The sequence below is a fragment of the Polaromonas sp. P3_A5 genome (genome assembly GCF_056403055.1).
The window spans coordinates 367,882-380,357 of sequence record NZ_JBFUGF010000001.1 but is presented as its reverse complement, the minus strand read 5'-3'; the positions used below and the strand labels follow the sequence as shown (position 1 = coordinate 380,357).

General features: G+C 64.3%; 10 protein-coding genes. 7 read left to right on the top strand and 3 right to left on the bottom strand.

Annotated features, from left to right (window positions below; all coding sequences use genetic code 11):
* Positions 1 to 3: 3 nt before the first annotated feature.
* From AC1DU8_RS01890 to AC1DU8_RS01865, 6 genes are all read left to right on the top strand, one after another.
* Positions 4 to 2,391 (top strand): DUF6600 domain-containing protein, encoded by a 2,388-nt coding sequence (locus AC1DU8_RS01890; RefSeq protein ID WP_477701685.1) that lies wholly within the window; start codon positions 4 to 6, stop codon positions 2,389 to 2,391.
* A 545-nt stretch (positions 2,392 to 2,936) separates the two neighbouring features.
* The gene (locus AC1DU8_RS01885) at positions 2,937 to 3,710 is read left to right on the top strand and encodes an ABC transporter ATP-binding protein (RefSeq protein WP_477666507.1); all 774 of its coding nucleotides are present in this window, start codon (positions 2,937 to 2,939) and stop codon (positions 3,708 to 3,710) included.
* 142 nt (positions 3,711 to 3,852) lie between these two features.
* Complete coding sequence (locus AC1DU8_RS01880; protein WP_457281313.1) at positions 3,853 to 4,557, top strand: ABC transporter ATP-binding protein; 705 nt, start codon at positions 3,853 to 3,855, stop codon at positions 4,555 to 4,557.
* A 77-nt stretch (positions 4,558 to 4,634) separates the two neighbouring features.
* Positions 4,635 to 5,828 (top strand): ABC transporter substrate-binding protein, encoded by a 1,194-nt coding sequence (locus tag AC1DU8_RS01875; RefSeq protein ID WP_477701686.1) that lies wholly within the window; start codon positions 4,635 to 4,637, stop codon positions 5,826 to 5,828.
* 172 nt (positions 5,829 to 6,000) lie between these two features.
* Positions 6,001 to 6,885 carry a branched-chain amino acid ABC transporter permease gene (locus AC1DU8_RS01870; RefSeq protein WP_457281315.1) on the top strand — a complete coding sequence of 295 codons (885 nt, stop codon included), beginning with the start codon at positions 6,001 to 6,003 and terminating at the stop codon, positions 6,883 to 6,885.
* Positions 6,886 to 6,887: 2 nt separating this feature from the next.
* Positions 6,888 to 7,868, top strand: coding sequence for a branched-chain amino acid ABC transporter permease (locus AC1DU8_RS01865; RefSeq protein ID WP_457281316.1), 981 nt, complete (start codon positions 6,888 to 6,890; stop codon positions 7,866 to 7,868).
* A 114-nt stretch (positions 7,869 to 7,982) separates the two neighbouring features.
* Here the strand turns inward: AC1DU8_RS01865 and AC1DU8_RS01860 are convergent, their stop codons facing one another.
* Positions 7,983 to 9,005 (bottom strand): GlxA family transcriptional regulator, encoded by a 1,023-nt coding sequence (locus AC1DU8_RS01860; RefSeq protein WP_477666506.1) that lies wholly within the window; start codon positions 9,003 to 9,005, stop codon positions 7,983 to 7,985.
* Between the two features lie 121 nt (positions 9,006 to 9,126).
* Here AC1DU8_RS01860 and AC1DU8_RS01855 point away from each other — a divergent pair, with 121 nt between their 5' ends.
* Positions 9,127 to 9,774 (top strand): cysteine hydrolase family protein, encoded by a 648-nt coding sequence (locus AC1DU8_RS01855; RefSeq protein ID WP_477666505.1) that lies wholly within the window; start codon positions 9,127 to 9,129, stop codon positions 9,772 to 9,774.
* A gap of 28 nt (positions 9,775 to 9,802) precedes the next feature.
* On the opposite strand, the gene AC1DU8_RS01850 is transcribed toward AC1DU8_RS01855, so the two are convergent.
* Complete coding sequence (locus AC1DU8_RS01850) at positions 9,803 to 10,669, bottom strand: transglutaminase-like domain-containing protein (RefSeq protein ID WP_457281319.1); 867 nt, start codon at positions 10,667 to 10,669, stop codon at positions 9,803 to 9,805.
* 358 nt (positions 10,670 to 11,027) lie between these two features.
* Positions 11,028 to 12,476 (bottom strand): ATP-dependent RNA helicase DbpA, encoded by a 1,449-nt coding sequence (gene dbpA / locus AC1DU8_RS01845; protein WP_457281320.1) that lies wholly within the window; start codon positions 12,474 to 12,476, stop codon positions 11,028 to 11,030.

The following is a 12,476-nucleotide window of genomic DNA, read 5'->3' as shown; positions in this document are numbered from 1 at the left end:
AACATGACAGCAATCGACACCGGCGACACAAACGTGTCCCATACCGATCACATGGCCTTCCGGCCTTCGCACCTTTACGGCTACCTCACGCTGCTGGCCTTTGCAGTCCTGCTGGCATTGCTGCAGCCCGTTGCCTGGGCGCAGGAGCCTGCGCCTCAGGGCGCCCAGTTGGATCCACCCGGCCGGGTCGCCCGGCTTAACCTGGCCGAAGGCGCCGTGAGCTTCGCACCGGGTGACGGCAACAACCCGGCAGGAGCGTCGGCCTGGACACCCGCCGTGCTGAACCGGCCGCTGACAGCCGGCGACAGGCTGTGGACGGGCCCCGGCGCCCGCTCGGAGCTGTACGTGGGCTCTACCGCGCTGCGCATGAACGGCCAGACCAGCCTGGATTTCCAGGCACTGGACGACAACACCACCCAGTTGCGCCTGGCCCAGGGCACGCTCAAGCTGCGCGTACGGGCCCTCTATGAAGGCCAGCGGCTGGAAGTGGATACGCCCAACCTCGCGTTTGTGGTGTCGCAGCCAGGTGACTACCGGCTGGACGTCGACCCTGCCGGCAACACGACGCGCGTGGTGGCCCAGTCGGGCAGCGGCGTGATCTACGGCGACGGCGTCGCCCCTGTGACACTGGAAAGCCGACAGCAGGCCAACTTCAGCGGCACGCAGCTCACCCCGGCGGCACCGGGCGCCGCACAGCAGGACAGCTTTGATCTGTGGGCCGCTGACCGCGACCGGCGTGAAGACCAGTCAGTTTCAGCGCGTTACATACCGCGCGAAACCGTGGGCTACCAGCAGCTCGACAGCTATGGCACCTGGAGCCAGGACCCGGGTTACGGCGCCGTCTGGATACCGCGCGCCGTGCCCGCCAATTGGGCGCCCTACCGCGTCGGCCACTGGGCCTGGGTTTCGCCCTGGGGCTGGACCTGGGTCGATGACGCGCCCTGGGGGTTTGCGCCGTTTCACTATGGCCGCTGGGCACAGATCGGCCCGCGCTGGGCCTGGGTACCGGGCCGGCTGGCACCGCGCCCTGTCTATGCGCCCGCCCTCGTCGCTTTTGTGGGCGGCAGCAGCGGCGGTGTGAACTGGAATATCTCCATCGGTGGTTCACCGCGGCCCGGTGTGGGCTGGTTCCCGCTGGCGCCCGGCGAAGCCTTTCGCCCGGCCTACCGCGTGAGCCCGCGCTACGTCACACAGGTGAACCACAACATCGTGGTCAACAACACCGTCAACGTGACCAACATTTACCGCTACCAGCGCCAGCCTGCAGCGGTGACGGCTGTCAGCCGCGAGGACTTCGAGCGCGGCCGGCCGGTGCACGGCAATCCCCACCGGCTGAGCAGCGCCGACCTGGGCCGCGCACAACTCGTGGCCGACCGCGGCGCCCTGCCGCAGCGCCCGAATCCGTCGGAGCTGCACGCGCAGCAGCGCCCCGTGGCCGCCGCCGCATTGCCGCCGCCCGCCGTGGCCACGCGGCCGGTGGTCAGCAGCCGCGACGACCGCGGGGATGATCGCCGGGACGGCCGGCGCGATAACAACAACCGGGACGAGCACCGCGCCGGTCCCGCCGCCGGCAGGGACCACGACGCCCGGTCACAAGCCGCCGCTCCCGCTTCCCCCGCCGCGCCTGTCGGCGCAGCGCCAGCCGCACGGCCCTCGCCCGCACCGGACCGCAGCGCCCTCGAGGCCAGCCAGCGCGCGCAACGCGAGCAGCAGCGCCAGCAGCAGGAGCAAAAAGAACGCCTGCAAGGCCCCCAGCTGGAACAGCAACGCCGCCAGGGCGAAGAGGCCATAGGCCAGCGCGCCCTGCGCGAGCAAGCCCAGCGCGATGCGCGGGCCCGCCAGGAAGCGCAGGAACGCGCCCAGGCCGCGGATGCCAATGCCGATGCACGCGCCAACGCCGACCGCCATGCCGCCGAACAGGCCCGTCGCAGCCAGCAACAAGCGCAGCGCGAACAGCTGCGCCAGCAACAGGAACAACGAGAAAAGCTTCAGGGTCCCCAGCTGGAACAGCAGCGCCGTTCCGGTGAAGAATCCATAGGCCAGCGCGCCCTGCGCGAACAGGCCCAGCGCGACCAGGAAAACACCCGCCAGCAACAGGCCGCGCAAAGACAGCAGCAGCAGCAGCAGCAACACCAACAGCAACTGCAGCAACAACATTTGCAACAACAGCAGCATTTGCAACAACAGCAACAACGTGCGCAGCAGGAGCAGCAGCGCCAGGCCCAAGCCCAGGAACAACAACAGCGGCGGCAACACCAATTGCAGCAACAGCAGCAGCAACAGCAGTCACAACGCGACGCCACCCCAGACAAACCGTCCCGCCAGGCCGACGCAACCAATCCGCGCGGCCAGCGCGGCGAAGGCGGCCCAGGCCGCAACCGCGAGCAATAAAAAAGCCAATACGGGCGCCGGTTTCCTACCGGAGGGGGCACTCTTCATCAAGCAGGGGCCGCGGAACCGGCTTTGCCGGGCAGAACAAGCCCACCCCTGTCCAGGCTCACTTCGTGTAGCCTGCTCCCCCTCAAGGGGGCGGCGCCTAGGGCCGGCAAAGCCGTACCCTCGGCCCCCGTTTGGTTGGGCCCGCTGAACTCTTAAACCAGCAGGGGCCGCGGAACCGGCTTTGCCGGGCCGCAGGCGCAGCGCCCCCGAGGGGCTGGAGCCCGCGGCTCCAAGCCTGCCTGCGCAGGCTTGGACGGGCGACAGAGGCGAAGCGTCTCGCAAGCTGCGGCCTGCAAGGCCTCGCGAACCACACGCAATGGGGAGCGTGGGGGCTTTAGGGGATCACGCAAAACTACTTAAGGGTCTGACCCGGTACCGCCTCGGAGGGTGGGTGGCTAGGATGACCACCTGTGTTTCACGGGTTCGCGCCTGCTGCCGCATCAGCCGCCGCGGCACCTTGCGCCCGTGATATCCAACCCATCTTCCGGAGAACCAATTTGTCAGTGGAGTTCATTCTCGAAACACGAGGGCTGACCAAGGAATTCAAGGGATTCGTGGCGGTCAACAACGTGGACCTGAAAGTCCAGCGCGGGCATATCCATGCGCTGATCGGGCCCAACGGCGCCGGCAAGACGACTTTCTTCAACCTGCTGACGAAGTTCCTCATCCCCACGCGCGGAAGCATTGTCTACAACGGTAATGACATCACGTTTGAGCAACCCGCGCAGACCGCGCGGCGCGGCATCGTGCGGTCATTCCAGATCTCTGCGGTCTTCCCGCACATGACGGTGCTGGAGAACGTGCGCGCCGCCTTGCAGCGCAACCTCGGCACCTCGTTCCATTTCTGGAAAGCGGAAGACACCCTGTTTCACCTGCATGGCCGTGCTCGCGAGCTGCTGGCCGAGGTCGACCTCAGCGACTTCGCCGACGAGCTCACCGTGAACCTGCCCTACGGCCGCAAGCGTGCGCTCGAACTCGCCACCACGCTGGCGCTGGAACCCGAACTGATGCTGCTGGACGAACCCACGCAGGGCATGGGCCACGAAGACGTGGACCGCGTGACGCAGCTGATCAAGAAAGTCTCGGCCGGCCGCACCATCCTGATGGTCGAACACAACATGAACGTGGTGTCGTCGATCGCCGATCGCATCACGGTGCTGCAGCGCGGCGCCATCATTGCCGACGGGCCTTATGCAGAAGTGTCAGCGAATCCGTTGGTGATCGAAGCTTATATGGGCACAGCGAACACCGAGCTTCAAGGGGCGCACTAGAGATGCTGGCCCCCACGCTTTTCACTTCGTGTAATACGCTGCCCCCCGAGGGGGCGCTGCGCCTGCGGCCCGGCAAAGCCGGTTCCGCGGCCCCTGCTTGCACTACACCTCTTGCCTCTGTGGCGACCAGGATGTTGGCCCTATGACCAAAGAACTTCTCAAAATTGAAGACCTGCACGCCTGGTACGGCGAGTCGCACATCTTGCATGGCGTGAACCTCAGCGTCAACGAAGGCGAAGTGGTAACACTGCTGGGCCGCAACGGCGCCGGCCGCACCACCACCATGCGCGCCATCGTCGGCATGACGGGTGCACGCAAGGGCTCGATCCGCATCAACGGCGAAGAAGCCATCAAGCTGGCGCCGCACAAGGTGGCCCGGCTGGGCGTGGGCTACTGCCCTGAAGAGCGCGGCATTTTCGCCAGCCTGACAGCCGAAGAAAACCTGATGCTGCCGCCCACCATAGCGCCCGGCGGCATGAGCCTGGACGAAATCTACGCAATGTTTCCCAACCTCAAGGAACGCGCCAGCAGCCCCGGCACGCGGCTGTCCGGCGGCGAGCAGCAGATGCTGGCCGTGGCGCGCATTTTGCGCACAGGCGCGCGCCTCTTGCTTCTCGATGAAATTTCCGAAGGCCTGGCGCCGGTCATCGTGCAGAAGCTGGCAGAGATGATCCTCACGCTCAAGGCCAAGGGTTACACCATCGTGCTGGTCGAACAGAACTTCCGCTTCGCCGCGCCGCTGGCCGACCGCTTCTATGTCATGGAGCACGGCCGCATCGTCAAGCAATTTGCGCAGTCCGAGCTGACACAAAACATGGGCATGCTGCAGGAATACCTCGGCGTCTGAGGCCGGGTGCGCCGAATCCCTTTTCAGTCCTCATTTGGTCCCCCCCAGTTCACCCCCCATCCATAACAGGAGACATCATGAAACTCAAAGCACTTGCCGCCGCACTCGCCCTTGGCCTCACAGGCGCAGCCTTCGCACAGAACACCGGCCCGATCAAGATCGGCATCATCACCGACATGTCCAGCCTTTACGCCGACATCGACGGCCCCGCCGGCGCTGAAATGCTGAGGTGGGCCGTGCAGGATTTCGGCGGCAAGGTCCTGAACCGCCCCATCGAAGTGCTGAGCGCCGACCATCAGAACAAGGCCGACGTTGCATCATCCAAGGCGCGTGAGTGGATCGACAAGGATGGCCTGCAGATGCTGATTGGCGGCACCAACTCCGGCACGGCGCTGGCCATGTCCAAAGTCACCACCGAAAAGAAAAAGCCCTTCCTCGTCATCGGCGCCGGCTCGGCCCGCCTGACCAATGAAGACTGCTCGCCCTACACCATCCACTACGCCTACGACACGGTCTCGCTGGCCAAGGTCGCCGGTTCCGCGCTGGTCAAGGCCGGCAACAAGAGCTGGTACTTCCTGACCGCCGACTATGCGTTCGGCTACTCGCTCGAAGGCGATGCCTCCACCGTGGTCAAGGCCAACGGCGGCACCGTCGCCGGCACCGTCCGCCATCCGCTGAACGCCTCGGACTTTTCGTCTTTCCTGCTGCAGGCGCAGTCTTCCAAGGCGCAAATCCTGGCACTGGCCAATGCCGGCGGCGACTTCACCAACGCCATGAAGGCCGCCAAGGAATTCGGCATCGGCAAGACCATGAAGGTTGCCGGCCTGCTGGTGTTCATCAACGACGTGCACTCCCTGGGCCTGGCCAACACCGAAGGCCTGCAACTGGCCGACAGCTGGTACTGGAACCAGGACGACGCCTCGCGCAAATTTGCCAAGCGCTTCTTCGATAAATACAAGCGCATGCCTTCCAGCCTGCAGGCGGCCGACTATTCCGCCACCATGAGCTACCTCAAGGCCGTACAGGCCGCCGGCACAACCGATTCCGACAAGGTCATGAGCACGCTCAAGGGCATGAAGATCGACGACTTCTACAACAAGGGCCAGATCCGCGCCGACGGCCGCATGATCCACGACATGTACCTGTATGAAGTCAAGAGCTCCAAGGATTCGGGCACGCCATGGGACTACTACAAGACCATCGCCAAGGTGCCGGGCGAGCAGGCTTTCACCACGGTGGCCGACTCCAAGTGCTCGGCGCTCAAGAAGTAAAGCATCACTGCAACTGCGTAAACGTTGAACTGACGAAAAAACAAAAAACGGGGTAGAACGAGGGTTCGATCCAGCCGGTCATTTCGCAGAAATGCAGAATGACCGGCTGCTTCCTTAAAAGACCTTCGCGCTCCCGCCACAACTCACGGTATCGGTGTCCTGACAGGTTCCCATGGAAATTTTCGGCATTCCCCTGCAAGCGTTTATGGGCCAGCTGATGCTGGGCCTGGTCAATGGCGCCTTCTACGCCATGCTGAGCCTGGGGCTCGCGGTGATTTTCGGCCTGCTGGGCATCGTCAACTTTGCGCACGGCGCGCTCTACATGCTGGGCGCCTTCGCCGCCTGGATCATGCTGGACCAGTTCGGCATGAATTACTGGTTCGCGCTGGTGTTGGCGCCGCTGACGGTCGGCATTCTCGGCGTCATCATTGAGCGGCTCTTCCTCAAGCATCTGTACAAATTGGACCCGCTCTACGGCCTGCTGCTGACCTTCGGCCTGGCGCTGGTGCTCGAGGGCGTCTTCCGTGAAATCTACGGCGTCTCGGGCCAGAACTACAACGTGCCAGACCTGCTGGCCGGCTCCATGGACCTCGGCTTCATGCGCCTGCCCATCTACCGCGCCTGGGTAGTCGTGGTGTCGCTGGTAGTCTGCCTGGGCACCTGGTTCCTGATCGAACGCACCCGGCTGGGCGCTTACCTGCGCGCCGGCACCGAAAACGCGCCGCTGGTGCAGGCCTTTGGCATCAACGTCCCCATGATGGTGATGCTGACCTACGGCGCGGGCGCCGCCCTGGCAGCCCTGGCCGGCGTGCTGGCCGCGCCCATCATCCAGGTCAACCCGCTGATGGGCTCCAACCTGATCATCGTGGTCTTTGCCGTCGTCGTGATCGGCGGCATGGGTTCCATCCTCGGCTCGGTCATCACCGGCCTGGGCCTGGGCATCGTCGAAGGCCTGACCCGGGTGTTTTATCCTGAAGCGTCCAACATCGTGGTATTCGTCATCATGGTCATCGTGTTGATGTTCCGGCCCGCCGGCCTCTTCGGAAAGGAAGCCTGACCATGAGCGCCCTCTCCACCAAAGCCGCCAACATGCTGCGCATCACTTACCTCGTCCTGCTGGCTTTTGCGCTGGCTGCGCCCTTCCTGGGTCTCTACCCGGTGTTTGTGATGAAGCTGCTGTGCTTTGCGCTCTTCGCCTGCGCCTTCAACCTGTTGCTGGGTTTTACCGGCCTGCTCTCGTTCGGCCATGCCGCATTCTTCGGCTCTGCCGCTTATGTCACCGGCTGGTTCATCAAGTCGCAAAACTGGACACCCGAACTGGCTCTGCTGGCCGGCGCGGTGGCGGCCGGGCTGATCGGCCTGCTGGTCGGCCTGGTGGCCATCCGCCGCCAGGGCATTTATTTCGCCATGATCACGCTGGCGATTGCGCAGATGGTCTACTTCGTCTGCCTGCAGGCGAGCTTTACCGGCGGCGAGGACGGCCTGCAGGGCGTGCCACGCGGCAAGCTGTTCGGCCTGCTGCCGCTTGAATCCGACGTCACGCTGTATTACGTGGTGGTGGCGATTTTTGTGGCCTGCTTTCTGTTCATCTCGCGCATCGTGCACTCGCCCTTCGGCCAGGTGCTCAAGATGATCCGCGAAAACGAACCCCGCGCCATCTCGCTGGGCTACAACGTCGACCGCTACAAGCTGCTGGCCTTTGTGCTGTCGGCCGCGCTGGCCGGCCTGGCCGGTTCGATGAAGACCCTGGTCATGGGTTTTGCCACGCTGTCGGATGTGCATTGGTCCATGTCGGGCGAGGTCATCCTGATGACCCTGCTGGGCGGCGTCGGCACTTTCTTCGGCCCGGTCATGGGCTCGGGCATCGTGATCGCGCTGCAGAACCTGCTGGCCGACAAGGTCGGCTCCTGGGTCACCGTCATCATCGGCGCGATCTTTGTGCTGTGCGTGCTCGCCTTCCGCAAGGGCGTGATCGGTGAGTTGCAGGCCTTCCTCGAACGCCGCCGCGCCGCGGCCAAGGCTGCCGCGGCAAAACCCTGACCGGCAGGGCCGGGCGGCCGTCCCGTCCGGCTGCTTTTAAAGTCCTTCATTTGCTATTATTTTAATAGCTGCTTGCGCTTGTCACCATTGGCTAACAGCCTCATTTTCTCAACATCAGTCACCCCGGAACTCGCGCCGGTACATCGACGGCGAGGTACCAAGCGTCGCCGCAAAGTGCTGCCGCAGGGATACCGCCGAGCCGAATCCCGCATCCAGGGCAATCTGCTCCATCGAGCGGCCGGTTGATTCGAGTTGCCGCTGCGCCAGCGCCAGGCGCTGGCTGGTCAGCCACTGGCCCACGGTGGTCCCGGTGATGTGCCGGAAATGCCGGGTGAAGGTGCGCCGGCTCATCAGGGCACGCGCCGCCAGCGTGTCGAGGCTGTGGGGCTGGCGCAGGTTTTCCTGTACCCACGCCAGGATGGCCGACAGCCGGTGGTCGGAGCCTGTGGCAGGCAGGGGTTGCTCCACATACTGCGCTTGGCCGCCCTGCCGCTGCGGCGCCACCACCATGCGGCGCGCCACCCGGTTGGCGGTTTCTGCGCCGAAGTCCCGGCGCAGCAAATGCAGGCAGCAATCAATGCCGGCGGCCGTGCCTGCCGAGGTCAGCACGTCACCGTCGTCCACATACAGCACATCGGGCTGCAGCCTGACCTGCGGATAGCGCTCGGCAAAAGCCGGCGCCAGCGCCCAGTGCGTGGCGGCAGGCCGGCCGTCCAGCAAGCCGGCCTCGGCCAGCACAAAAGCCCCCAGGCACAGCCCGACGATGCGCGCGCCGCGCTTGTGCGCCGCACGCAAAGCCTTGAGCAGGGCTTCGGACGGCCGCTCCATCGGGTCCCGCCACGACGGCACCACCACGGTTTGCGCCTTGGCCAGCACGCTCAAGCTGTGCTCCACCGCAATGGTGAAACCGGCGGTCGTGCGCAGGCTGCCCGGCGTTTCGGCGCACACCAGCAGCCTGAAGCGCGGCAGGTCTGGCCCTGAAAAATCGTTGCCAAACACCATGCACGGCACGGAGAGGTGGAACGGACTGATGCCGTCAAACGCCACCACAGCGACCGTGCTGAGCTGACTTGTGGTGCGCGACTTGATGCGTGACTTGCCAGCTGTCGGCACCTGTGAAAGTGTGTTTTTCGACATGACCCGATTCTATCGAATATTGTCAATTGGGCCACTTTCATGAAAGCTCCCCCAGCCCAACAATCACACCATCAGCATTCGTTGATCACTTGATTCAGCAACAACCCGCAGGAGCAAACACATGGCCATCCCGAACTCAAAGCCCGCAGCACCACGCCGCGCCCTCGTCGTCATCGATGTGCAAAAGGAATATTTCAGCGGCGGCGGCCTGCTCATCGAATACCCGCCGGTGGAAAAAACCTTGCCCAATATCGGCCGCGCCATGGACGCGGCGCGCGCTGCGGGTATCCCGGTGGTGGTGGTGCAGCACAGCGAATCGGCCGCGTCGCCGCTGTTCGCCAAAGGCTCCCCCCTGTGGGAACTGCATGAGACCGTGGCGAGCCGCCCGCGCGACCACTACGTTGAAAAATCCTGGCCCAGCGTCTACACCGGCACCGACTTCGCCGGATGGCTGGAAAAAAACCGCATCGACACCCTCACCGTGATCGGCTACATGACACACAACTGCGACGCTTCCACGATTTTTGAGGCCACGCACCGCGGCCTGCATGTGGAGTTCTTGCAGGATGCCAGTGGCGCACTGCCGTATGCCAACGAGGCTGGCCGGGCCAGTGCCGAGGAAATTCACCGCGTTTTCAGCGTGGTGTTTCACTCGCGCTTTGCCGCCACAGGCTCCACCGACGCCTGGATCGCCGCGGTCCAGGCCGGCGGTCGGCTGGAGAAGAACAACGTCCTCGCGTCGAACCGCGCGGCGCTCGCAGCACGCTAGCAGCCAAGCCGGCTACCGACTCCCGTGCTCAAAGGCCGTCGGTCGAAAGCGCATGGTTCACGCGCTGCGGCACGACCAGTTGCCCATAGCCATCGGGCACAGCCTGGATGTGGATGATGGGTGCGCTGGACGTGACGCTGCCGAACAACATGGCAAAAGCCGCGTCGGCCGCATCACGGCCGGTGGCAAACCGCACAAAGCCCATGGGAATGGCGGTGCCTGACGGATCGAACAGGTACCAGCGATGGCCCAGGTAGACCTCGACATAGGCATGGAAGTCGGTGGGGCCGAGCGCAGGGTCGGCGCCGTAATCAATGCCGGTGGCAAAACGCGCCGGCAGGTTGAGGGCGCGGCATAGCGCGATCATCAAGTGCGCGAAGTCGCGGCAAACCCCGACGCGCTCCACCACCGTGTCGATCGCCGAGGTGCTGCCGTGCGAGCTGTTGGACTCGAAACTCACGCGCTGCTGCACCCACTGGCAGATGGCTTCTGCCCGGCTGTAGCCTTGCTGCAAATGACCGAACTCGTTGGAGGCCAGCTTCTGCAGCCGGTCGGACTGGCAGTAGCGGCTCGGGTAGATGTAGGGCAGCACGGCACCGGGAAGCTGGCAGACCGGCACCTCGCCCAACTCACCGGGCGCCGCTGTGTAGTGGTAAATGTCTACGGTGGCTTCATAGCGCACGCTCAGTGGGCCGGGCTGGGCCTGCAGGCGCAGGTAGCGGTTCCGGCTCGCCGGGTCGGTGTCGATGGTGAAGGGCACCGGCTGGCTGACCTGCAGGTTTTCGGCCTGCACGATCTGTTGCTGCGTGTGCGCCGCGTGGACGTTGAAGATGAAGTCGCCGCCCGGAGGCGCGACGTCGTAGTTGAGTTCGACGGAAAACTGGAGCCTGACCATGGATTCTTTCCTTGCCGTTGCGCAAGGGTCAGGCCTGGAGCAAGCCTGCCGCCGCGCAATCGTCAATCAATGAAGGGAGCCTCTCAGCGTGGCGCTCGCCGCAGGCGGGCACCTGCGCAAAAGCGCGCTGATCTGGGGTACCAGTCATTGTGGACCTCTTCGAGGCGGATACCGGCGATTTGCGGCGGTTTGCGGCTTTGGCGTCCGCCATGACCACGCGGCGTCCGGCTTGCGGGTGGCATGGGCGCCTACACGTCAGGGCTGCCGGCACGAATCAGCACTCTCTTCGCTATAAATTTAATAGCTGCTCGCGCAATTCAGGTATGGGCTGAGGGCCGATTTTGCTTAAAAATCCAGGTCAGCGGCCCTCAGGCTCGTCATCCAGCAGCCGCACTTTCACGCTTTTGCCCTTGACCCGCCCGGTGGACAGCTTGTGCAGGGCTTCGGCAGCAATCGCACGGTCCACCGCCACATAGGTGGAGAACTCGTTGACGTTGATCTTGCCGACCTGCTCACGCGTGAAGCCGGCCTCGCCGGTCAGCGCGCCCAGCACGTCGCCGGCGCGGATTTTTTCCTTGCGCCCGCCCACGATCTGCAGCGTCACCATGGGCGGCAGTAGCGGTTCATTGCTGGCGGGTGTCAGTTCGGTCAATTTGTGCCACTCGGATTCAGCCTTTTGCAGCACCTCGATTTTCCCGACATAACCCATCTCGTCCATGCTGGCCAGGCTGATGGCCCAACCCTCTTCATCAGCGCGGCCAGTGCGGCCGATGCGGTGGATGTGCACCTCGGCGTCGGGCGTCACGTCGACGTTGATGACCATCGCAAGCTGCGCGATGTCCAGGCCGCGGGCAGCCACATCGGTGGCCACCAGCACCGAGCAACTGCGATTGGCAAACTGCACCAGCACCTGGTCGCGCTCGCGCTGCTCCAGCTCGCCGAACAGCGCCAGCGCGCTAAAACCCTGCTCTTTCAAATAGGCCACCAGTGCGCGGCACTGCGACTTGGTGTTGCAGAACGCCAGCGTGCTGACCGGGCGGAAATGCCGCAACACCTGCGCGACGGCGCCCAGGCGGGCTTCGTCATGGTCGCTGTCCGGCACCTGGTACCAGCGCTGCTGGATTTTGGTTTTTTCATGCTGCGCCTGCACCGTGATGGTTTGCGGCGCCTTCATGAATTGCTGGCTCAACTTGGCAATGCCTTCAGGATAGGTTGCCGAGAACAGGAGTGTCTGCCGCTCTTTCGGGCACTGCTTGGCGACGGTGACGATGTCTTCGAAGAATCCCATGTCCAGCATGCGGTCGGCTTCATCGAGCACCAGGGTGTTCAGCGCTTCCAGGGTCAAATTGCCGCGCGCCAGGTGGTCCATGATGCGGCCGGGCGTGCCCACCACAATGTGCGCGCCGTTTTCCAGGCTGGCGGTCTGGTTGCGTAGCGGCACACCGCCGCACAGCACCACCACCTTGGTGTTTTCCTCGGCCCGCGCCAGACGGCGGATCTCGGTCGCCACCTGGTCGGCCAGCTCTCGCGTGGGGCACAACACCATGGCCTGTATGGCAAAGCGCCGTGCATTGAGGTTGGCCAGCAGAGGTATCGCAAAGGCGGCGGTCTTGCCGCTGCCGGTTTTGGCCTGGGCAATCAGGTCTTTGCCCAGCAGCGCCACCGGCAAGCTGGCAGCCTGGATGGGCGTCATGCTGAGGTAGCCGAGCTGCCGCAGGTTGGCCAGCACGGCGGCATTCAGGGGCAGGCTGGCGAAGTCGGTATTGCCGGCGGAAGAGGAGGAGGAAGGGGAAGGAGAGGAGCTCAT

What these genes read in the sequence shown, in the direction of transcription:
- AC1DU8_RS01890 (WP_477701685.1), top strand. Translation starts at nt 4, where the DNA reads ATGACAGCAATCGACACCGGCGACACAAACGTGTCCCATACCGATCAC.
- AC1DU8_RS01880 (WP_457281313.1), top strand. Translation starts at nt 3,853, where the DNA reads ATGACCAAAGAACTTCTCAAAATTGAAGACCTGCACGCCTGGTACGGC.
- AC1DU8_RS01875 (WP_477701686.1), top strand. Translation starts at nt 4,635, where the DNA reads ATGAAACTCAAAGCACTTGCCGCCGCACTCGCCCTTGGCCTCACAGGC.
- AC1DU8_RS01870 (WP_457281315.1), top strand. Translation starts at nt 6,001, where the DNA reads ATGGAAATTTTCGGCATTCCCCTGCAAGCGTTTATGGGCCAGCTGATG.
- AC1DU8_RS01865 (WP_457281316.1), top strand. Translation starts at nt 6,888, where the DNA reads ATGAGCGCCCTCTCCACCAAAGCCGCCAACATGCTGCGCATCACTTAC.
- AC1DU8_RS01860 (WP_477666506.1), bottom strand. Translation starts at nt 9,005, where the DNA reads ATGTCGAAAAACACACTTTCACAGGTGCCGACAGCTGGCAAGTCACGC.
- AC1DU8_RS01855 (WP_477666505.1), top strand. Translation starts at nt 9,127, where the DNA reads ATGGCCATCCCGAACTCAAAGCCCGCAGCACCACGCCGCGCCCTCGTC.
- AC1DU8_RS01850 (WP_457281319.1), bottom strand. Translation starts at nt 10,669, where the DNA reads ATGGTCAGGCTCCAGTTTTCCGTCGAACTCAACTACGACGTCGCGCCT.
- dbpA (WP_457281320.1), bottom strand. Translation starts at nt 12,476, where the DNA reads ATGAGCTCCTCTCCTTCCCCTTCCTCCTCCTCTTCCGCCGGCAATACC.